General features: G+C 55.3%; 22 protein-coding genes. 2 read left to right on the forward strand and 20 right to left on the reverse strand.

Going from position 1 to position 21,904, the window contains the following annotated elements:
* Positions 1-52 precede the first annotated feature (52 nt).
* The 8 genes from L579_RS21660 to L579_RS21695 are packed head-to-tail and all read right to left on the reverse strand — an operon-like array spanning position 53 to position 8,022.
* Positions 53-1,057, reverse strand: a complete 1,005-nt coding sequence (locus L579_RS21660; protein WP_021186279.1) for a ribokinase — start codon at positions 1,055-1,057, stop codon at positions 53-55.
* A 2-nt stretch (positions 1,058-1,059) separates the two neighbouring features.
* Complete coding sequence (alsK, locus tag L579_RS21665; RefSeq protein ID WP_021186280.1) at positions 1,060-1,950, reverse strand: allose kinase; 891 nt, start codon at positions 1,948-1,950, stop codon at positions 1,060-1,062.
* A complete protein-coding gene (gene alsE / locus L579_RS21670; RefSeq protein WP_021186281.1) occupies positions 1,947-2,639 on the reverse strand; it encodes a D-allulose 6-phosphate 3-epimerase in 693 nt (230 codons plus the stop codon). Before alsE ends, alsK begins: the two co-directional genes overlap by 4 nt.
* A complete protein-coding gene (locus tag L579_RS21675) occupies positions 2,639-3,688 on the reverse strand; it encodes an ABC transporter permease (protein ID WP_021186282.1) in 1,050 nt (349 codons plus the stop codon). Before L579_RS21675 ends, alsE begins: the two co-directional genes overlap by 1 nt.
* Positions 3,689-3,702: 14 nt before the next feature.
* Positions 3,703-4,692, reverse strand: a complete 990-nt coding sequence (locus tag L579_RS21680; RefSeq protein ID WP_021186283.1) for an ABC transporter permease — start codon at positions 4,690-4,692, stop codon at positions 3,703-3,705.
* Positions 4,685-6,193 carry a sugar ABC transporter ATP-binding protein gene (locus L579_RS21685; protein WP_021186284.1) on the reverse strand — a complete coding sequence of 503 codons (1,509 nt, stop codon included), beginning with the start codon at positions 6,191-6,193 and terminating at the stop codon, positions 4,685-4,687. The genes L579_RS21680 and L579_RS21685 overlap by 8 nt, the downstream gene beginning before the upstream one ends.
* 1 nt (position 6,194) lies before the next feature.
* Positions 6,195-7,178, reverse strand: a complete 984-nt coding sequence (locus tag L579_RS21690; RefSeq protein ID WP_021186285.1) for a substrate-binding domain-containing protein — start codon at positions 7,176-7,178, stop codon at positions 6,195-6,197.
* A gap of 4 nt (positions 7,179-7,182) precedes the next feature.
* Positions 7,183-8,022, reverse strand: a complete 840-nt coding sequence (locus tag L579_RS21695) for a DeoR/GlpR family DNA-binding transcription regulator (protein ID WP_021186286.1) — start codon at positions 8,020-8,022, stop codon at positions 7,183-7,185.
* 729 nt (positions 8,023-8,751) lie between these two features.
* Between L579_RS21695 and L579_RS21700 the strand changes: the two genes are divergently transcribed.
* Complete coding sequence (locus L579_RS21700) at positions 8,752-9,150, forward strand: hypothetical protein (RefSeq protein ID WP_235056635.1); 399 nt, start codon at positions 8,752-8,754, stop codon at positions 9,148-9,150.
* A gap of 65 nt (positions 9,151-9,215) precedes the next feature.
* Here the strand turns inward: L579_RS21700 and L579_RS21705 are convergent, their stop codons facing one another.
* Genes L579_RS21705 through L579_RS21740 form a run of 8 tightly spaced genes read right to left on the reverse strand, consistent with a single transcriptional unit; the run spans position 9,216 to position 16,551 of the window.
* Positions 9,216-10,886 carry an AMP-binding protein gene (locus L579_RS21705; RefSeq protein WP_021186290.1) on the reverse strand — a complete coding sequence of 557 codons (1,671 nt, stop codon included), beginning with the start codon at positions 10,884-10,886 and terminating at the stop codon, positions 9,216-9,218.
* On the reverse strand, positions 10,867-12,132 hold the full coding sequence (locus L579_RS21710) for an MSMEG_0569 family flavin-dependent oxidoreductase (RefSeq protein ID WP_021186291.1): 1,266 nt from the start codon (positions 12,130-12,132) through the stop codon (positions 10,867-10,869). Before L579_RS21710 ends, L579_RS21705 begins: the two co-directional genes overlap by 20 nt.
* Positions 12,133-12,149: 17 nt before the next feature.
* A complete protein-coding gene (locus L579_RS21715) occupies positions 12,150-12,440 on the reverse strand; it encodes an MSMEG_0570 family nitrogen starvation response protein (protein ID WP_021186292.1) in 291 nt (96 codons plus the stop codon).
* Between the two features lie 14 nt (positions 12,441-12,454).
* The gene (locus L579_RS21720; protein ID WP_021186293.1) at positions 12,455-13,414 is read right to left on the reverse strand and encodes a sll0787 family AIR synthase-like protein; all 960 of its coding nucleotides are present in this window, start codon (positions 13,412-13,414) and stop codon (positions 12,455-12,457) included.
* The gene (locus tag L579_RS21725; RefSeq protein ID WP_235056637.1) at positions 13,411-13,977 is read right to left on the reverse strand and encodes an MSMEG_0567/Sll0786 family nitrogen starvation N-acetyltransferase; all 567 of its coding nucleotides are present in this window, start codon (positions 13,975-13,977) and stop codon (positions 13,411-13,413) included. The genes L579_RS21720 and L579_RS21725 overlap by 4 nt, the downstream gene beginning before the upstream one ends.
* 7 nt (positions 13,978-13,984) lie before the next feature.
* Positions 13,985-15,094, reverse strand: coding sequence for an MSMEG_0568 family radical SAM protein (locus L579_RS21730; protein ID WP_021186295.1), 1,110 nt, complete (start codon positions 15,092-15,094; stop codon positions 13,985-13,987).
* Positions 15,054-16,055, reverse strand: a complete 1,002-nt coding sequence (locus L579_RS21735; RefSeq protein ID WP_021186296.1) for a Nit6803 family nitrilase — start codon at positions 16,053-16,055, stop codon at positions 15,054-15,056. Before L579_RS21735 ends, L579_RS21730 begins: the two co-directional genes overlap by 41 nt.
* Before the next feature lie 13 nt (positions 16,056-16,068).
* Positions 16,069-16,551 (reverse strand): MSMEG_0572/Sll0783 family nitrogen starvation response protein, encoded by a 483-nt coding sequence (locus L579_RS21740; protein WP_021186297.1) that lies wholly within the window; start codon positions 16,549-16,551, stop codon positions 16,069-16,071.
* A gap of 368 nt (positions 16,552-16,919) precedes the next feature.
* On the opposite strand from L579_RS21740, the gene L579_RS21745 reads away from it, so the two are divergent.
* A complete protein-coding gene (locus L579_RS21745; protein ID WP_036628001.1) occupies positions 16,920-18,320 on the forward strand; it encodes an aminotransferase-like domain-containing protein in 1,401 nt (466 codons plus the stop codon).
* Between the two features lie 11 nt (positions 18,321-18,331).
* Here the strand turns inward: L579_RS21745 and L579_RS23475 are convergent, their stop codons facing one another.
* From L579_RS23475 to L579_RS21760, 4 genes are all read right to left on the reverse strand, one after another.
* Positions 18,332-18,514 (reverse strand): hypothetical protein, encoded by a 183-nt coding sequence (locus tag L579_RS23475; protein ID WP_021186300.1) that lies wholly within the window; start codon positions 18,512-18,514, stop codon positions 18,332-18,334.
* 2 nt (positions 18,515-18,516) lie between these two features.
* Positions 18,517-19,125, reverse strand: coding sequence for a TetR/AcrR family transcriptional regulator (locus L579_RS21750; protein ID WP_036627978.1), 609 nt, complete (start codon positions 19,123-19,125; stop codon positions 18,517-18,519).
* A 156-nt stretch (positions 19,126-19,281) separates the two neighbouring features.
* On the reverse strand, positions 19,282-20,265 hold the full coding sequence (locus tag L579_RS21755) for a ParB/RepB/Spo0J family partition protein (RefSeq protein WP_021186302.1): 984 nt from the start codon (positions 20,263-20,265) through the stop codon (positions 19,282-19,284).
* Positions 20,262-21,470 carry an AAA family ATPase gene (locus tag L579_RS21760; RefSeq protein WP_036627981.1) on the reverse strand — a complete coding sequence of 403 codons (1,209 nt, stop codon included), beginning with the start codon at positions 21,468-21,470 and terminating at the stop codon, positions 20,262-20,264. Before L579_RS21760 ends, L579_RS21755 begins: the two co-directional genes overlap by 4 nt.
* Positions 21,471-21,904: the final 434 nt, after the last annotated feature.

Raw genomic sequence — 21,904 nt, forward strand, 5'->3', positions numbered from 1 at the left:
CCCCCGGGTTTTAAAGCCCTTCCCCCCCCCCGGAACCCCCCCCCCCCCCCAACTAACTCATTGTCTGTGTAGGGTACTGCCGGTTCTTCGGTATGGCGCTGGCGGAAACACCGATCTCGCTGATCGCCAGTTCCGGGTATTGCTGCATCCGTTTTACGGCGTCGTCATAACGCGGCATTGAGTTCGCTGCCCCGGCTCGTTCGACACACACCGAGGCGTACGCCGAAGCGAACAGCGCCGCCTGCTCCAGCGGTTCTCCGGCCGCCAGGCGCGCCGCCAGTGCGCCGTTAAAGGAATCCCCCGCGCCAGTGCTGTCCACCGGTTGCGCCGGAAAGACCGGCACCAGCAACATCCGTTCACCGGTTGAGAGCAGCGCGCCCTGGATACCGAGGGTGATGATCAACTGACGCACCCCTTTGCCGTGCAGGATCTGCGCCGCCACCTGTGCTGAAGCCAGGTCGGTCACTTTGGTGTTGGTCAGTTGGCCGGCTTCCGTGCTGTTCGGCGTGAGCAGGTCAACATGACGCAAAAAGGCATCGCTCACCTTTTGCCACGGGGCCGGGTTCACAATCACATAGGTTCCCGCCTGACGGGCGTTATCCACCATCCGTTGAATGGCGCTCAGGTTGTTTTCGAGTTGCACCAGCAAAATGTCAGCGGCCGCCACCGTAGGCTGGCAACGGTTCACCTCCGCCGCCGTGACCATCAGGTTGGCGCCGGGATAAACCGAGATCATGTTTTCGGCATCATCACCGGCCACGTAGATCATCGCGTTACCGGTCGGTTTTTCTTTGCAGGTGAACAACGTGATGGCGTCAAAGCCGGTCTTCTCGAGATGGCGACGGGCGAACAGACCGAAGTCGTCATTACCGACCTTGCCGATGTAGTGCACCCTGGCACCGGCTCGCAGTGCCGCCGTGGCCTGATTCGAGCCTTTACCGCCCGGCCCCATCATGCTGCTGTGTGCAACCAGTGACTCGCCAGGCTGCGGAAACCGCGACATCTTGGTGACGATATCGAGGTTGAACGAGCCAAACACGCACACTTTGCCTTTCATGTTTACCTCCCAAACTGCCGAGCAGCCGCCAGACAGGCACCACGACAACCGGTCTGATCGGTGGCGTGGCTGATTACCATGCGCAATCCACTGCGGGTTACCGGTGGGCGCAAATGCCGCACGATCTGGCTGCGCAGCGACGCCAGCGGAAAATCATTCATGGCCAGCACGCCGCCACCGAGGATCAGATATTGCGGGTCAATAATGTTCATCTCGCTGGCGATGATTTTTGCCAGGCGGCTGACAAACTGCTGCAAATCAGGATGATCGCCGTACAGCGTGAACAGTTGCGACATATCGGTTTGTGCGCAGTGCTGACGCGCCCACTGGCTCAGCCAGTGTCCTGACGTCAGGGTTTCGGCACAGCCGTGATTCCCGCACGGACAGGGCAGATCGTTATTTGCCAGCGGGATATGACCAATCTCGCCCGCGCCGCCGTGCTCGCCGTGGTAGAACTGACCGTTCAGCCACAAACTGTTGCCCATGCCGGTGCCCAGATATAAACCCACGGCGTTATCCGGCAGCGTATCAAGTTGCATTAAATCCCATAACATCAGATGGTTAACGTCTTTATCCATCGCCACCGGGATACCGGTCATCTCACTGAGATGCGTCGCCACCGGGGTGTCGTCCAGCGTCTGGATAAAGGGTAACGACACCACATGCTGACGATCGCGGCTCAGGATGCCCGGCAGGCCGAGCATCACGCCATCAATCGGTTGCTGCGCCAGCACCTCATTAATCAACCCCGCCAGTGCACCCAGCGCATCGGCTGACTGTGCCCAGCTGGCGGTCGGCAATTTGCGAAATCCCGCCCACTGATCCTCTCCGCGCAGGGTGAGCAACCGGGTGCTGGTACCACCAATATCTATACCCAGCCAGGTTCGACTCATGCTGACTCCCGTAACGCACCTTTTGCCTGCTCGATGTTGTCCATCATCTGGTCCCAGGCGGTTTCAAGGTTGTCATCGAGGTTAAACAACCCGGAAGTGCCGACAATCAGCACTTCTGCGCCCGCTTCCAGCAATGTACGGTAGGTGCGCTGATTGCAGGAGCCATCAATCTCAATCAGATAGTTGTAGCCGTGGCGTGCTTTCAGGTCGCGCAGCTCCTCAATCTTCTTCACCATCTCGGTGATAAACGGCTGGCCCGCATAACCAGGATCAACGGTCATCACGGTGATCTTATCCAGCAGATGGATGTAGTGATGGATGTATGACACCGGCGTTGCCGGGTTCAGCACCACACCTACTTTCTTGCCGAGTGAGCGGATCTGGTTAATCACGCGGAACGCATCACGGTTGATGGTTTCCGCATGCGGGCAGATGTAATCCGCGCCTGCTTTGGCAATCACCTCGATAAAGTCGGTCGGTTCCTCCACCATCAGATGTACATCGAGCGCCACTTTGGTGTGCGGGCGGATCTGCTCGATAAAGAACGGCGACAGGGTGATGTTTTTGACGTAGTGACCGTCCATGATGTCGATGTGCAGGAAATCAGCTCGGGTGTCGAGCACGGCCAACTGCTGTTTAATTTCCATCAGGTTCATGCACATCAAAGAGGGAGAAATTTGGGTACGCATCAGACTTCCTTTTTTTTAGTCAGGCCGGCCTGGCGTGCAAGTAAAGTACTGCGACGCACCGCACGGGAATGAGTGAATTTGGTTTTAAAGAACTTCAGGCCCAGTACCACAATCAGTACCGCACCCCACATCGCCAGGCTGAAGTGCTGGCTGATGTTTAACAGGTTGAAGCCGGTGGAGAGGATTTGTAGCGCAATCAGCGACAGCACCACGCCAGTGACGCGACCAAAACCGCCGTTGGGATCCGTACCACCGAGAATGATCGCCAACACGGTGATCAGCAGATAAGAGTCGCCATAGCCCATACGCGCCGAGTTAAACCGTGCCATCATCACCAGCCCCGCCAGCACGCACAGCAGGCTGGAGATGACGTAGACCAGAATCAGCAGACGATGGGTATTCACGCCACTGAACCAGGTGGCATTGATGTTGCTGCCGCCCATGTAGATACATTTACCGGCACGGGTTTTGCCAAGGAACAGCGCCATCAGTCCTGCGGTGGCGAAGAACAGCCACAGCGGCAACGGAATGGTCAGGAAGGTGTCTGCACCGAGCGCACGCACCACATCCGGCATTCCACTGACGGCTGCACCGCGTGTCAGCCAGATACCAATGCCGTTGACCGTCATCATGGTGGCCAGCGTCACCAGAATCGGGTGCGCCCCAACCCGGCTGACCATCAGCCCGGTGATCACCCCAATCAGCGTGGCGATCAATGCCGCCCCCACCAGCGCCATCAGTAGCCACAACAGTTGCAGCCCGGTGCCCGCCCCGGCAGGCATAAAGTTCAACAACACCCAGGCAATAAACAGCGCCGTCAGGTTAGCGGTGGCGATGATGCACAGGTTAAGACCGCCGCTGAGAATGGCGATAAACATCGCCAGCGTCAGCAGGCCCAGTTCCGGCAACTGGAAAGCCATGCTCATAAAAGTAGAGTCGGTCAGGAAGCGGCCCGGCAGCATAATGCTGAACACCGCAACGCCGAGCGCAATCAGCAACAGCAATCCGGGATGCGCTTTTTCACTGGTCAGAAAATTCAGATGTTTCATCACACTCTCCCCGATCAGACGAAGCTGACGTCGGTTTCTTTGCGCTTTTTGTAATGGGTGACGGTGATGGCAACCATAATCACCACGCCGATCACAATGTTCATGAAGTAGCTGGAGACACCGACCAGGTTGAGGCCGTTTTTCAGGATGGCGATCAGGAAGACCCCCATCAGTGTCCCGGTGACGGTGCCTTTGCCGCCCATCAGGCTGGCACCCCCCAGCACCGTGGCCGCCAGTACATCCAGCTCGCCGCCAACCAACGCATTGGGCACCACTTCACCGACACGGTAGACCTGTACCAGGCCACCCACCGCCGCCAGCGCGCCCAGCCAACCGTAGGCAAGGATATGGATCAGTCCGACGCGAATGCCGATACGGCGAGCCGACTCCTGATCGCCACCAGTGGCGTACAACTGACGGCCCAGATGGGTTTTGTTCAGCAGCAGCCAGGTGATGGCGGCAATCACCAGCATGATGGTCAGGGGCAGGCCAATCTGGTAGGTCTGGCCGTGGACGCTAAACGGCAGGATGTTATGCAGCGTCACCCACCACTCCGGCAGGTTGTAGAGGCTGCGTCCCTCGGTAATCCACATCAACATGCCAAACAGCAGCGACTGCATGCTGATGGTGATGATGATCGAGACAATGCGCAGCCAGTAGATCAGCACCGCATTGATCACCCCAAACAACGTGCCGCAGGCAATCGCCAGCAGGATGCTGAGCGGGGCGTTGTCGAAACCGAACTGCACAAACAACGAGGCGATGACGTACTGCACCACCGAAGCCACCGCCGCAAAGGAGATGTCGATCCCGCCAGTGACCAGCACCACAAACAGGCCGAGGGCGAAGATGCCGGTGACAGCATAGGTTTCCGTCAGGTCGAGCAGGTTCTGCAACGTCAGGAACTGATCGCTGGCGAGGGAGAACACTACGAAGAAGAACACCAGCACCCAGGCCAGCCAGCCCTGACTCGACTGGGGTTTGAAGAACGATAAATCAGGCATTGATCACCTCCGCCAGTTGCTGCTGCGCCACCTGTTGCGGCTGGTACTCGGCATGCACGGTGCCGTCACGGAAATGCAGAATGCGGTCGCAGTTGTAATAAACCTCCGGCACTTCATCGGAAATCAGGATGATCGCCAGCCCCTCTTTCGCCAGTTGATGGATAAGGGTGTAAATGCTCGCCTTGGCGCCGACATCGACGCCGACGGTCGGCGAATCGAGGATCAGTATTTTGGGCTGGGTCAGCACCCATTTCGCCAGCACGATCTTTTGCTGGTTCCCCCCCGAGAGCGTGGAGATGGCGTGTTCCGGGTCGGCCACGCGAACGCCCAACTGCTGAATCCAGTCGTGGATCAGTTTGTTTTTGCGGTATTCATCGATGATGTGGAAGCGGTTGCGCAGTTGGTCGAGAATCGACAGCACCATGTTATCGGCGACCGACTGTTGCTGAACCAGGCCGAGCGTCAGACGGTCTTCTGAGACGTAGCCAATGCCAGATTTGATAGCATCTTCATGGTTGCGAAAACGCACCGGCTTGCTGTCGAGCCAGATCTTGCCGCTGTCCGGTTTGGTCATGCCAAACAGCGACAACGCCAGTTCGGTACGCCCGGAACCCAGCAGGCCACACAGCCCCAGCACTTCGCCTTCATGCAGCGAAAAACTGACATCATGGTATTGGTCTTTGCGACTGAGGTTTTCCACCTCCAGCAGCTTGCGATGTGGATTCAGGGTTGGGGTTTTCAGGTGATAATCGAGTGTCAGCCCGGTCATCAGTTCAGTCAGGCGATGGCCGTCCATTTCGCTGGCAGGCCAGGTACCCATTTTGCGGCCATCACGGATCACGGTGACGCGATCGGAGATCTCCAGCACTTCATCCAGACGGTGGCTGACAAACACCACGCAGATATTTTTCTCTTTCAGGTAACGCACGGTACGCAGCAGCTGATTCACCTCGGTGCGGGTCAGCGACGCGGTTGGCTCATCCATGATCACCAGACGGGCGTCCGCCACCAGCGCACGACAAATCGCCACCTGCTGACGTTGTGCAATCGACAGTTCAGCCACTTTGGCATCGAGATTCAGGTCAAACTTCAGTTCGGTGATGATTTTCTCAGCGCTGGCACGCAGTTTTTTCTTGCTGTACCAGCCAAGCAGGTTACCGAGGTTGTGCTCAAACGCGATGTTCTCGGCGACGCTGAGATTGGGAAACAGCGACAGATCCTGATAAATCACCTGCACACCAAAATCGCGCGCCTGTTTTGGCGTCAGGCGCGGAAAGCGTTCGCCACGGTCACCGAGGATGATTTTGCTACCTGCATCCGGGGCATGCACCCCGGAGATCACTTTAATCAGGGTGCTCTTACCACAGCCGTTAGTACCAGCAAGGCAATGCACTTCCCCAGCCATTAACGACAGTGAGATATCACTTAATGCCCGGTTGCCGCCGAAGGTTTTCGACAGGCTCTCGAGGGCAATCAGCGTCTGTGGTTCGATCAGTTGCATATTACAGCCCCAGTTTGACCAGTTTTGGCAGGTTGGTTTTGTCCAGACTTTCGGTGTTGTTGCCGAGGATGGTGTGGGTCTGCTCATCGACCTTCACCTTGCCCAGACCTTCGATGGTCATGCCGTCGGTAATCGGTTGGTTTTTCTGCATCATGCCCGCAAGACGCACGAAGACTTCACCTGCCGTCATCGGGTTCCAGATGTAGCCACCTTTAATGGCACCACGGTTAACCAGCATCTGACCCTGCCCTGGGCTAAAGGCCCCGATCACGCAGACCTGGTCAATTTTGTTACGCGCCATCACCGCGCGACCGGCACCGATTGGCCCTTGCGAACCAAAGGCGATGATGCCTTTCAGATCCGGGTATTTAGACATCACTTCGTTGGTGGTACGGATGGAGTCATCCAGTGATTCGCCAACGCCAAACTTGTCGCCAACCATCTGCATTTTCGGGAAATGGGCTTTTTGATACGCCACGGCGGAATCCACCCAGGCGTTGTGCAGCGGCACCGTCAGGCCGCCCATGTAGGCGACATATTTGCCCTCGCCGTGCATGCATTCGGCCAGCGCCTTCATATGGTTTTCGCCGTGGGTTTTGGCATCGACCAACTCAAAGTCCCAGTTGGCGTACTTCTGATCCGGCGATTCATGCACCAGCACGCGGATACCAGCATCACGGGCGCGTTTCAGCACCGGCTCCAGCACTTTCGGGTCATTCGGTACCACGCCGATGATGTCAACTTTCTGCGCAATCAGATCTTCAATCGCCCTGACCTGCAACGCCGGGTCAGCCGAGGTAGGGCCAACCATCCAGGCATCGATCCCCTCCCTGGCCGCTTCGCTCTTGATGCCCGCTTCCATCGCGTTAAACCACGGGATGCCGCCCACTTTGACCACGATCCCCATACGCAGTTTGTCAGCAGCATGGGCGGTGGTGGCAGCAAACAACGCCAGCAGGGAACAGGCGATAAATGTTTTTTTCATAGGGTTAAATATCCTGAGAGTTCATTAATTGCATGGTATTCTGGCGTTGTGAACAATCGATAATATTGACGCCGTTCCAGGCCAGTTCCTGTTGTAATTCTTTATCTTTCATACTGTCGGTAATTAAAAAATCCACTTCACGGTAATGGCAGATTCTGGCAAAAGATGGCCGAAGGAATTTCCCCGCATCAATAAGCAGATATTTTCTTTCTGATGCCATCAGCATTTGTTGTTTTAGATGTGCGTTATTTTCGTTCGCCGCACGTAAATATCCGTCATTGCCCAGGCTGCTACAGGAGAAAAATATTTTGTTGATTAAATAATCTTTCAGCGGCTGCTCGGCAACGATGCCATTAAAATCTTCATTGTGATCGGAATACTCTCCTCCCAGGCAGATGGTGCGGATATGGCCTTTGGCGGCCAGTGTCTGCACGATACGTAGCGAGTTAGTCAGCACCGTCAGTTCGATGTCTGGCAATTGCCGGGCCAAAAACCAACAGGTGGTACTGCTATCCAGCAATATACAGTCGCCCGGCGTGATAAAATCGAGCGCTCTTTTTGCGATTAATGTTTTTGCCTGGGTGTTTTCATTCATGCGCAGGCGAAATGTAGATTCATACTCGTTCGGTTTATTATTTTTTCCTGCCAGATTCCCCTGGTGTTTCTGCGCCATCACCGCACCGCCGTGACTGCGTTGTAATAATCCTTTTTTTTCTAACTGAGATAAATCCCTGCGAATGGTTTCCTGAGAAACACGACAAAGTTTAACCAGCTCAACCACCAATACCCGACCATGTAAATTTAATTCCTCCATGATCTGACGGTGACGTTCAATCGGTAACATGGTGACCTCCGATGCCATTAAGTTAGTGGATTCGACCAGTGCAAAATGTGCACCAGGCAAAAGTGTCAGGCAGCGAATTTACCGCCGCCAAAAAAGTGACTTTCATTAAATAAAAAATGAAAAAATGATTTATATACATTTAATAACGCGACCTTCATCACAGATAACGGCTGTTTTAATAAAAACGCAGAACAAATCACAACGGTGCGAAATAATTTTAAAATGAAACTATCATGACCGAGTTTGACCGTTTGTGTGTGAATGACCGTTTTGCGAACAAAAGCATACTTTGGAAATAAATAAATCCGACAAGATGATTTGCGTTAAGTGCGGGAAAAGAATGGAATGATGAGAATGATTACTGATCAATCTTTAGACAATGCGCCGGCTATTAAAAAATTAGCGACAGCCCAATCATAACGTCATAAGAACCTGCTGCCCTTCATGGCGCGAAATCATAGCCCAGGCTATTATCAAAGTAATGGATTCCTCCAACTGACTGCACAAGGCGATGCCCCAAACTCAGAACAGCAGCAGAAAGGAAAATATGCTGGTCGCCCTGAAGGCAGTTCGCACCATTATCTGTGTCGTTATCTTCCTGATGAGATGATGCGCTAACTAAAACCTCGCCGATTAACGTCGGGGCTTCGTTTTTTTTGCTCGGGAACTTTACATAAAATCATGCCGTTGAAAGAAAGATTTATCCTTGTTAAACCTCAGAATGAATTGGTGTCGCAGTACAACAACGTGGTTGCATTTGCAATCAACCATGCCAGCCAGTCCGGGCGTAACGTCAGGATTTGCGTGCCAAACAAATCTTCCCCATTCTGTGAAGATTTTCTCAGTCAGGTGTTTGACGGGCAAATTTACCGCGCGATGCGTAATAAAAAACAACTGATCTCATCAGGCGTGAAGATCGGTTTGTTCTCAAGTCAGACGCTCAGGAAAGAACATATCCTGCTGGACGCTGTTTATCTGGTGACGTTTCCCAACGCGGAGCTGTTGAATGTCATTGAATCACATGGTCGCAAAGCCACGGTGATTGTGTTCGGTACCCTTGATGGCGACACCGACGTGTTGGATAGCTGGGCACAACGTTATCAACCTAAACCCATGAATCTGGCATAAATACGGTGTTTACCGGCAGGAGTAATGCGATATTCAGCGTGCAATATCGCATTACCCGCGTCTGGCTATGCCGTTAGCATCCGGCGTAGAAACTTGCCCGAAAACGTTTTCGGCAATGAACGACGGAAATGGATTTTTCTCGGCAAGGCAAACCGGCCACAACGACTGACCAACCGTTCACGTATCTGCTGTTTCAACATCCCTTCCTGCTGCACGGTTAACCCCTCGGTGACAACAAACAACGCCACCATTTCGCCCAGTAAATGGTGGGGCGTACGGGTGGCGACGACTTCAATAATACCCGCGATACCAGCCAGAGCATTTTCCACCTCGGCTGTCGCCAGACGTTTACCGCCGATATTGATCACATCATCCATCCGTCCCTGAATGACGATGCTGTCGTTTTGCCGTACCGCGCAATCATGCGTGGCGTAAAACCACCGCCCATCACGCCGCAGCCAGTAACGTTGATCATGTTGTGTGTCGTCCTGCCATAGGGTCGACATTCCCCCTGGCCCAAGGGTGTCCTTAATCACCAGCATACCGGCCTGCCCCGGCGCGCAGGACTCACCGCTGGTGGCATCAACAATGTCCACCGCGCGCGTAAATACCGGCGCTAAACCGCTGCCGGTGCCTGCCAGCAACGGCCAGCCAGATTCAGTCTGCCAGTAGTGATTTTCACAGGTAACGCCCATCCCGCGGGTGACCCAGCCGTGGGTTGCAGGGTCCAACGGTTCCCCCGCAAGATAGAGAGAACGCAGCGATGCCAGACTGGCATGGGGTTTTCCCTGCTGCCGTGCCAGACGAATCGCCCCGGCGATGGTCAGCATACGGGTGATCCCCAGCTCCGCCACCATCTGCCACCAACTTTCTCCAGGGGTATTGACCGTACTGGCCTCGTACATCACCGTGGTGATCCCCGCCAGCAACGGCGCGTAAATACCGTAGCTGTGGCCCGTGACCCAACCCACATCCGCAGTGGTAAAGAAGATCTCATCATCCTGAACATGAAACAGATGTCGGAGGCTGGCCAGCAAAGCCACCGCGTAGCCGCCGGTATCCCGCACAATCCCCTTTGGTGCCCCGGTGGTGCCGGAGGTAAACAACAGATGTGAGGGCTGAGAAGTCTCCAGCCAGACGCAGGGCACGACACAACCGATATGCTGTGCCAGTGCCTGGGTAAAGTCCGGGGAATAGCAATCCACCGCCCGTAAGGTGGCGCTGGCTGTCGGGATCGACGGTAATTCCTGACGGCCACGGGGTTCGCTGCAATGCAGCAGCAGCGCAGGCTGACAAGCAACGACACGTTGCGCCAGCGCATCGCTGGTCACGCCCGAATAGACCACCACATGCACCGCCCCTAATCGGGCACAGGCCAGCATGGCAACGGCAGCCAACGGCGTCATCGGCAGCACAATCATTACCCGGTCACCCTGACGGATCCCCCAGCTGATCATCAGGTGGCTTAACGCATTCACCTGTTGCCATAACTCACGGTAGCTGAGTCGCTGCGTCGCTCCCCGGTAGTCACGCTGGATAATCGCACAGCGATCGCCTTTTTCCGCCAGATGACGGTCCAGCGCGTTATAACTCAGATTGGTACGCCCGCCAGGAAACCAGCGGCAACGTGGCCCACCGTCGATCTCTTCAACCACGGAGGTGAAATCCTGCTGCCAGTCGAGACGCTGCGCCTCCTGTTGCCAGAAAGCCGCGTCATTAACGGTGATCGTGGACATAAACACCCTCCGCATGCGTGGCTTGCAGCGGGTGTGCGGCAATGGCCTCTGCCAGCCAGGCCGCATCTTCCCCTACCCCCTCAAAACGGCCGGAACCCCATGTCCACAACCAGGGCAAGCCAAGGAAATATAGGCCCGGCTGTACCGAAACACCCCGGCTATGCAGGGGATAGCCGTTATCATTAAATGCAGGCGCCTCGATCCAACTGAAATCGGTGTGAAAACCGACAGCCCAGATAATGGCGGAGATAGCGGTCAGATCAATGCGGGTGGCGGGATTCTCCGGTTGCCACAGCGGTTGATAGCGTGCCTCTTCCGGTGCATCGATACCCTGTTCTGCAATCCAGACATCAATGCTGTCTTTGATTTTTTGCGAGGTCGCATCCGCGCCGTCAAGATTCTGTTGCAGGTCATCAGCGGTCAGTAACTCGCCATCGCCATAACCCAGCAGACGGCCATAAAGCTGCATGCCTTGTAACGCAAAGGCGCGCAGGTCGATATCACGTCCACCATCACGTCCGGTGACATAGTGGTTGGTCTTGCGTCGCGCATCTTCGCCGAGTGGATGATCATCCACCGTCAACCGGTAATGGCCCATATCATCCAGCCAGTCCACCACGTCACGCCCGCGATAGAAACGCGCCACACGCGGTGCGCTTCCCACACACAAATGGACGCGGCGACCAGCCAGATGCAGATCTTCAGCGATTTGCGCACCAGATTGCGCAGAACCGACCACCAGCACCTCGCCTGCCGGCAGTTGCTGCGCCGATTTATAGTTGGCGGAATGCACCTGCATGATATGTGCGGGCAGCTCTGCGGCAATCGCCGGGAAGCGTGGACGATGGTAGTTACCGACGGCAACCACCACCTGATCCGCGCTAAATTCACCTGCCGAAGTATGCAGCAGGAAGCCGCCATCGGTTTTCACTACCCGCAGTACATTGACCCCTTCACGCAGCGGCGCGTCAAAGCTCCGCGCATAACGTTCGACATAATCGACGATCTCATCGCGCAGCATAAAGCCGTGCGGATCGTCACCGTCATAGGGAAAACCGGGCAGTTTGCATTGCCAGTTCGGCGTCACCAGACAAAAGTTGTCCCAACGCTGCTCACGCCACGCCCAGGCCAGACGGTGACGTTCCAGCACCAGATGACGGATATTTTTTTGTGCCAGGTTCCAGCTCATGGCGAGACCGGCCTGCCCGCCGCCAATAATGACGACAGGATAATGGTTGTTGTTCATGGTTTTCTCGCTGGTTATCAGGCCGGGACGGGAGTGATCTTTTCGACAATGACCTGCTGCTCGGCCCCGAACTGCCGGGCTTTTTGCACGATCACCGCTGACTGATCCTGGGCGCTGGAACAGAAATAGCCGAATTTCGCTTTCACCCGCTCGCTGGCCTCGTCGAGGGCGCGGGTGGTGATAGTCACGAATTCTTCCAGAGCATAAGGATGGTTAACCTCCAGGTGCTTCTCAATCGCGGTGGAGGGGGAGTAGCAGGTATCTTTGCTGCCGTCAGGCCAGCAAACGACAAAGTGCATAGCAGGCATGATGTCTTCCTCTGTTAACAGGTCATCCCGGTGAGGGATTGTTGTGTAAGATCCCAGTAGCAGGCGTGCTGCTGCCGGAAATGCAGGTTGAGCTTTCTGTGCGGGGTGAAACGACCCACCGCAGCACAGGCGATGTCACAGTGGGCAAAGCGTTGTTGTACCGCCTCGCGATGTTCTTCCTCCACCGCCAGCAAAAAACCAAAGCTGGGAAAGGCGCACAGCCACTGCTCCAGCGTGACATCTGGCGGTATCGGGATCTGATCCAAATCCAGTTCAGCGCCCAGACCACAGCTTTCCAGCATCATCACCAGAGTCCCGGTCAGACCCGCCTGGCTGATGTCTTTCGCGGCGTGGATTAACCCGGTTTCCGCCAGCTCGGGCAGCAATGACCAGGCCTGGCGCAGTGCCGCAGGAGACGCCTCGGTGGCGGCATCCCAGTTGTAACCGGGGGGATGCCAGCGTCCCTGAAGATTGATGGCTACCATCAACGTTTGCCCCGATTGCACCGCAAAGCTACTGAGCGGGGTGCGGGTTTCGCCCAAAATGGCCACCGCCAGTTGCGGCTGATCGCTACGCAAATTGGTATGCCCACCCACGATCGGCACCTGATACGCGCGTGAGGCCGCAGCCATGCCCTGTAAAATCTGTTCTGCATGGGGCAACGCGTCATCCCACAAAGCGTTCACCACCGCCAGGGGACGTCCTCCCATTGCCGCGATGTCGCTCAAATTCACCATCACCCCGCACCAGCCAGCGAACCAGGGATCATCCGCCACAAAACGGTTGATGAAGCCCTCCATCGCCAGCAACTTGTAGCCGTCGCCGTCAGGGATCAGCGCACAGTCGTCACCATTCGGGTTGGGATTCGGCCAGGCTTCCCGCAGTTGTTTTGCCACCTGCTGGATATCTCGCTTGTGTGCGATGCCGCTGAAGGTATGCAGGCGCTCAATCAGCGCCGGTAAACTCAGGTTCATACCGTCGCCCCCGTTAAAAAGGTTGGCATCTCCACAACCCGCCTGCGTGTCGCCGCGCTAATGACCATGCCGCTGAGGGGATCGTGACAGGGCGGGTAGAAGTTGAGGTCGGCCTGCATGCGTGCATGTCGCACGCTGCGCAATTCCAGCCAGTCCAGCGTGTGCCAGTGCATACGGCGAAACAGCGGTTCGTTTTGATGCTGTACCTGCGCATAAAATTCCCGACAGCCCAGCGCATGTGCGCTGCACACCGCCAGGCGGATCAACGTCGGGCCAAGCTGTCCCTGGCGACGGTAGTCGCTATCCACCGCCAGACGCGATCCTTGCCAGATGCCGGGAGCTGTCTCATGAATACGCACCGTACCGACCACAGCATCGTGCCACCCGCCAACACTGCCCAGCGCCACCAGCAGGCGGGCATGGCGATCGATATCATCAAGATCATGTCCGGTGAACAGCCCCTGCTCCTGGCAAAATACCCGCTGGCGCAACGCATAAGCCTGCTCCCGTTCCCACGGCAGCGTCACCCACTTGATGGTGTAACCCGCGTACTCGTTCATCATTCACTCCTTACGCCATCGCCTGCTCGAAGCTGGAAAGTGACGAGCAGGCACCGCAACGACCACAACCCGCCTTGATATCACTGGATCGCAAACGGGCCTGACTCAGCATCTGCCCCAACGGTTGCAAAATGGATGACATAAACTGGCTGTCGGGTGCCGGATGGTGTTCCAGGGGCGTGCCGCTGATCGGCACAAACGGCACGACGAACGGATAAACACCAAGCGCGATCAGGGTTTCCGACAGCGACAGAATCGCCTGGGGGGTATCGCCCAGTCCCGCGAGGATATAGGTGCTGACCTGACCGCGACCAAACACCGCCACCGCCTCGGCAAACGCCTCAAGATATTGATCAACGCTGACCTGCGCCTTGCCCGGCATAATGCGGGCGCGCACTGCCGGGGTTACCGCCTCCAGATGCATGCCGAGCGCATCAATCCCGGCATCTTTCATGCGCTGAAACCACTTCGCATCGCCAGGGGGTTCACACTGCCCCTGCAAAGGCAAATCCACGGCGGCTTTAATCGCCAGCGCACTTTCCACCAGAATGCGTGCACCGCGATCGCTACCGGATGGCGTGCCGGTGGTCATCACCATATGCTTGACGCCATCCAGCTCAACCGCCGCTTTCGCCACCTCGGCCAGTTGTTCCGGTGTTTTACGCGCAATGGTGCTGCCCGCCGCCAGCGATTGGCCGATGGCGCAGAACTGGCAAGCCTTCGCGCGATTTTCATAGCGGATGCAGGTTTGCAACACGGTGGTCGCCAGCACATCGGTGCCGTGTAACGTGGCGATCTGTGAATAGGGAATCCCCTCCGCCGTCTGCCGTTCATAAAATCTGGGCTTATGGGCGATGCTGATTTCCCGCACCGGAATGGTGTTGTTGTAGAGCCGGGTGGCCCCGGACGTCTCATGCTTCACCTGCCACGGCGACTGGCGGGCGGAATGGGTGTAGATCGGCACCATCACCGTCACGCCATCAATGTTCATCGCCTGGTGGTCGGACGGCCCGGCACCACCATGACGACTGACATGCTCCTGCTGCGGGTTGATGACGTTGACCCCCTGGGTCAGTAACTCAGTGATCAGCTGCTGGCGAGTAGACGGAACGTTCTGCATCGCGCTCTCCTCCGGTTTCGGATTCATCATCACGCGCCACCACGTAGCGGGCAGGGGTCGCGTCCAGACGCAGGCTCAATAATTCCGGGCGCGCGTAATGCCCGACGGAATCCATCATGCGTTTGCGTTTGGTGATTAACGCCATATCCAGGTCGGCAATCAGAATGCCTTCACCTTCCGTCAGCGGTGGCACCAGATGACGCCCTTCCGGGGAAATGATGGCGGTATTGCAACCACCCCGTAGCCCCTTCTGCAACGCCGGATCAGCGGTGAGTTCATTGATTTGTTCCTCAGTCAGCCAGCCGGTGGCATTGATCACAAAGCAGCCGGACTCCAGCGCGTGATGACGGATGGTGACGTCCATCTGCTCGGCAAAAATCGGCCCCACCAGTGAACCGGGGAACTGGCTGCAATGGATCTCTTCGTGCTGCGTCATCAGGCTGTAGCGAGCCAGCGGATTGTAATGCTCCCAGCAGGCCAGCGCCCCCACGCGCCCGACAGCGGTGTCGACCACTTTCAGCCCGGCACCATCACCCTGCCCCCAGATCATCCGTTCATGGTAGGTCGGGGTAATTTTGCGGCGCTTAAGTACCAGCTCGCCGCTGGCATCAAACACCAGTTGAGTGTTGTAAAGCGTGCCGTGATCGCGTTCATTGACGCCCAACACCACCACCATTTTGCGCAGCCGGGCGCGCTCCCCCACCGCGTGGGTAATCGGACCGGGGACCACCACCGCCTGGTCGTAAAGTTTCAGATGGGCGGCACCGGCAGTCATTGCGGGTGTGATGAACGAGAAGTAGGGGTAATAAGGCACAAAAGTCTCAGGGAAAACGATGATCTCTGCGCCCTGCTCTGCCGCTTTATCGATTGCCTCCAGTACCCGGGCCAGCGTTTTGCTGGCCTCATGGAGATCTGGCGCAATCTGGGCTGCGGCGGCACGGATAATGCGTGATCCAGCCATAGCGCGCCTCCGCTTACATGGTCCAGGTGTCGATAATCACCGCGTTGTCACGGACATGCAGCAGCTTCAGATCCAGCACATCAAGCGGATTGATCGGACGCACGCCTTCCAGCAGCGACGGTTCGCCGTGACCGTAGAGCGCCTGGAGCGCGAAGCGGCAGGCGTAAACCTTGCCACCTTCCGACATAAATTTATTCAGCTGGTTGGCGTAGTTTTGGTGCCCCGGAAAAGCTTCCGCGCCGAGGGTAGGAAAGCCGCGCTGTACGCCGAGCAGCACACCCGGTCCATACAGCAGAATGGAGGTTTCGAAGCCTTTGCGTTGCAGACGAGTTGCCTGCAACATATTGACGAAGCCAATGGAACCTTCAAACGCGACCGTATGAAAGGTCACCAACGCTTTCTGGCCCGGTTCCGCTTTTACGTCCTCAAAAACCTTCTCTTCGTAGTCAACAAAGAAATCACCGGTCTGGTGGGCAGGCATCGTAACTTTTGGCATAGCACTTTTCTCCCAGTCTTTATCAGGGGGGAGCCTCGCTCCCCGTTATGGCACATCCGCAGGTGATGCAGGGAGAATGGAGCAAGGGTCGTGCCAGCCGCCAAATGCAGGGATGCAATCAAGATCCCATCAACTGCTCAACTTGTGAGCTAAAAAATTTTTAAACCCTGTGAATGGCACGGGATTAGCGCAGGTGCACAGCAGCGTTACGCGGAATTTTGCACCAGATTGATGCCAATTCGCACCAAAAATGCACACAATAAAAATCATCATGCAATCATTGATGCAATCAATGATAAAGGTGATTGCAGAATAACCTCCACCAGGCAATAGTGATGCTCTCTTCTCCATTTGTCGGAATCGAATCCATGCTTACCAAACTCGTCAGCCGCTGGCATCACCACCAAAGTCAGAACAGCGCACGTCCGGCTTATCTGTTGATTGCTGACATCATTGCTGATGGCATCAACAGCGGCGAGTTTCAACCGCGCGACCGCCTGCCGCCGCTGCGCGAACTGGCGATCCAGCTCGCCCTGAATTACACCACCGTCACGCGTGGTTATGCCGAGGCCACCCGGCGCGGCTTGATCGACTCGCGCCGGGGGCTCGGCAGTTATATTCGCGGTAAGGTGCCTGCGGTACCGTTGAGTGGCGGCAGCAGCTATGAAATGACCATGAATTCACCGATTGAGCCGGGAGAAGAGCTGGCGCAGGCCATCAGTCAGGGAGCAATCAATCTCTTTAGCCAAAAAAATATTCTTGGCTTGTTGCGTTATCAGGACTTCGGCGGCCAGGCGGATGATAAAGCGATGGCGAAAGTCTGGCTGGAGAAGCAGCTACCCTCGGTGAATATGGATGAAATCCTGATAGCACCGGGTATTCACAGCGCGCTGGTGGGATTATTGACGCTGCTGTGCCGCAAGGGAGGCAGCGTGTGCGTGAGTGATTTGATTTATCCCGGCCTGAAAGCCATCGCCAGCCAACTGAATATTACGTTGCAATCCCTGCCCTGTGATGAAGATGGCCCGCTGCCGCGGGTGTTTGAATACCAGTGCCAGACCGGTAACATCAGCGCCCTGTATATCAATCCCACGATCCAGAATCCCACCACCCTGACCCTGCCGTTAAGGCGACGCGAAGCGCTGGCTGATGTGGCGGCACGCTACAGCATTCCGGTGATTGAAGATGAAGCCTATGCGGCGCTGGCGACCCAACATATTGCGTCGTTCAGTGAACTGATCCCTGAACTCACCTGGTACATTACCGGCATGTCAAAATGCTTTGGTCCGGGGCTGCGCACCGCCTTTATTAAAGGTCCGGGCAAACACCAGACGCAGCTGCTGGCGGGGGCATTACGCGCCCTGAATGTGATGGCCAGTCCGATCACCAACGCACTGGCTTCGCAGTGGATCAACGACGGCACCGCTGACCGGGTGCTGCAATCGGTACGCGCGGAATCGGTGATTCGCCAGAAAATGGCATCGGAGATCCTGAAGGAGTTTACTTTCCGCGCCACGCCGCAGGGTTTCCACCTTTGGTTACTGTTGCCACGTCATTTTGACTGGAATCCGGCTGAAATGGCGGTACGGTTGCGTGAACTGGGGGTCAGCGCGGTTTCAAGCGCGGCTTTCTGTACCGATAATAATCCCCCGGACGCGTTGCGTATCTGCCTCGGGGGTTCCTGGTCACGCGAGATGTGCGCAGAGAACCTGCAAACTATTGCTCATGTCATGCGTAATCCGCTGCATTTTGGCAGCGTGATCCTGTGAAGATCTGATCTTCAGGTCATGGGCCACATATCCGACCAGGGCATACACAAGCGCAACTGGTCGGCCGGAAAACGTCGCTTATAAAACCGGCCATTGTCTGTCCAGCCACAGGTGATGCTATCGCCCTCAGTTTGCAGGACCACCATCACTTTTCTTCTTCTCTGGCGACGAACCAGCGCACCGGGCATCAGCATGCTCACCTCTGCCCTGCACCGGCCAGAACGGACTGGATAATGAATTCATTACTTTTTTTCAGCACGCTTATCTCCGGTTTGATTTTGCCGTAGACGCGCATGCCCTCCAGCAGCATAAAAATGCATTCCGCCATCACTTCTGCCGGTTCGTCAGAACGGAATACCCCCGTTTCCTGACCTTTGCGCAGGATGCTGTTCAGGCGCGCCACTATCCCGCGAAATTTGTATTCAACCCGGCTTCTGACTTCATCATCACCCGGCAGCAACTCGCAGGCCGCAGCGATGGTGAAACACCCCTTCTCGCCTTGTGGCCCGGAAGAAAACAGCGCGACAAATTCCAGCGTTTCCCGCAATGCAGTTTCTGGTGCCAGTTCCTCGTCACGTTGTTGACCGCGAACCAGTCCGGCATCCATGTATTGCTGGAGAGCAGCGAGAAAGATTGAACGCTTATCGGGATAGAGTTTGTAAATGCTGGCGCTCGCTAACCCGGATGCCTGCATTAAATCGGCCATTGATGTCGATCGGTAACCTTTTTGCCAGAAGCATTCGAGCGCTGAATTGAGGAAAACCTGCGGATCAAATTCTCTGGGTCTGCCTGGGCCTGATTTCATGATTGCATCATTCTGGGTGGATGTTGCGACAATTGTAGATCGATCAATCTACAATTGAAAACAAAAAATCAGCAGGTTGAAAAATCCGTAGCGTCGCGATTTATCGCGCAGGTTTAAACCGTGCGATAAATCGCGACGCTACGGGAAATGTGCTCGTTAAGATTTTTTATCTGCGACCATTTTTTCAGCCACCGCCCGAATCGCCGCATCAAGCTCGGCCTGAAATTCCGTAGAAATACGCGAGAATTCATACGTCACCAGACGTTTTTCCGTATCGACCTTTTTACGGGCAAACTGTTTCTTGTCTTTAAACACCACCAGATTTTCCGCCGCCGCTTTTTTGGTCGCTTTGGGGGTTTTCAGACGGCTGCTTTCGGCCCGGAAATAGCCAATGATTTTCGCTTTGGTGACCGGATCATCAAATTCCGTTTCGCCCTGTTTCTCAATACGCTCGCGCACCCCAGCCACAATGTCGCTGATAGCCAGCTTTTTGCTTTTGGCCTTTTCCGCCACATCGAGCAAAAACTGGTAATCGGCAATCGCGAGATCGCTGCCTGACGGGAAAACGGCGATCATCTCTTCCGGGACGGATGCCGCCTGGAATGCACGGGTGATTTTTGCCGCAGAAATCCCTTCTGATTTCGCAATCTCTGCCTGGCTCATATCACCGGGATACATCAGTTCAAGACGTTTACCCAGTTCACGCAGGGTATGTTCTTTGGCGGTCTGAATGTCCACTGCCAGCTGGCGCGCATCGGCCAGATCCAGCTCATCTTTGGTCACCAGAACCTCGAATGGCGTCCCGTTGTACAGACAGGCAGCACGGCGACGCGATCCGTCGAGAATTTCGATACGATCATCCACTTCTCTGCCAATCGCCGGGAAGAACTGTTGCAACGTAATGGTACGGGAGATATCCGCCACGGATTCAGGTGTCAGCAACGACTGATCACGTCCATTAACGGAAGAATCGATATAGGTCTGCGCTTCAATGTCGTCGTGCAGTACTTTCGTGAGGACAAAACGGGCTTCTTTTCCAGACTTGAGAACGAATACTCGGGCGCCTTCGCTTTCACTCAGCATTTTAGAGAAATTAGAGTTCCCTAATGTGCGGCCCATTTTCTTCATGACTTTGGTCATTTGATACCCCTCACAAATTCGATCCTTTTGAAAACCGCCTGGGTAAATCGCTCGGCCTCGCGCTTAGCATTTTTCAGCGCTTCAGCACTGCCAGGATAAGATTGTGGGTCAGCACTTACTATCGTGTCGAAGGTTTCCCCACAACGCTCGAATCCGTCAAGACGCGGCAAAGTAGCGTCCAGTATGTAGGATGTAAATACGTCGCGGGCCAGACCATGTGTCATCTCATGATCACGTTTGGTGGTCATTTTTGACATGAATCCGATATTGCCCTTAATGCGCGGGTTAATCCCCTCCTCTTCCAGTTGCTCCAGCATTTCTGGCAGACGAGTCAGGTATTTCAGTGTCGAGTGAAAATCGACCTGGGCCGGTGGCGTCGGGGTAAGCAGCAAATCACTTGCCGCAATCGCGTTGAGCATAAAGGCATCCAGATGCGGCCCGGTATCCACGAAGATGAAATCGTAATCGTTCCCGACACGGTCGATAATATTGCGACGCAGCACCTCAGAGGGCAACAGGCCAGGCAAATGTTCGTGCACTAACTCATTCCACTGGCTGGCGACAAAGCCATCATCGATGGAGGCTGGGATGATATCCACACCAGGAATGATGGTTGGCTGGATGATGTCCTTGTGCAGCTGCTCGGCATCCAGGTCATTCAGCATAGCCTGTGCCGCTGTTTCCATGATGGAACCGATACTGTTGGTATGGTTCAGGAACATGGTGCTGGAAGCCTGCGGGTCGAGATCGATGACAAGGTTACGCAGATCATACTGCAACAGATCCGGATGCACGCGAAGCCCGTGCGCCAGCGTTACGGTGCTGACGGTTTTAGATACCCCACCCTTCAGGTTCACCACAAAGATAACGAACGGGCCTTTACCGGCGTGAATATCGCGATACTTAGGCACCTTACGGTGGGCATAAATATCCACCACATCCTGCACGGTCAGCGCGTAATGGCGGGCATTACCGGCATCTTTCTTACCAAACTCATGACCGGCGGCTTCCATTTCATCAATGGCCTGCTCAACGGCACGACGGCTGAGTTTCGGCATGTTTGCAACTGAATTTCGGGTAAAGGTTTGATAGTAACGGTCAAGTCCAAATTCATGACGTTTATCGATGATGTCGTCACTCATACTGCGCAGCATAGCGTTCGCCCTGCGGGCAGTTTCGTCCACGCCACCATAGTTACTTTTCATACCATTACTCCATTGGCAAAATTTTTCCTAAGTGTACATGGCATTTTGCTACGTGCAACATTTTTCGTTTTTCAGAAAAAAGTTGTACGCGCCGACAATGCCAGTACATCTCCTGAACAAGACGTGTGCGTTAAATAGAAAGTTCTGCTCTCAACAATGCCGTGTCACAAGAATCAATTTGTGATCCTGTCACATTGCTGATGAATATTTGCGCATTGGTTTCCAGTTATATGCTCCGTAGGGGTTCAGTGAAACACGGTCAGACGGGTTAAAATGAACAAAATATGAGCTGAATTTTATTGTAAATATATAAAATTCATATGGATACATTAATACTCCACGGACGGATCTTCTGGGTATCCCCCAAAAAGGTTATCGGTCATATGCCAAAACGTTCAACGTGACAGGATCACATATCGGATCCGGGCTGCGAT

The organism is Pantoea sp. AS-PWVM4, assembly GCF_000468095.1.
Taxonomy (GTDB): Bacteria; Pseudomonadota; Gammaproteobacteria; order Enterobacterales; family Enterobacteriaceae; genus Pantoea; species Pantoea phytobeneficialis.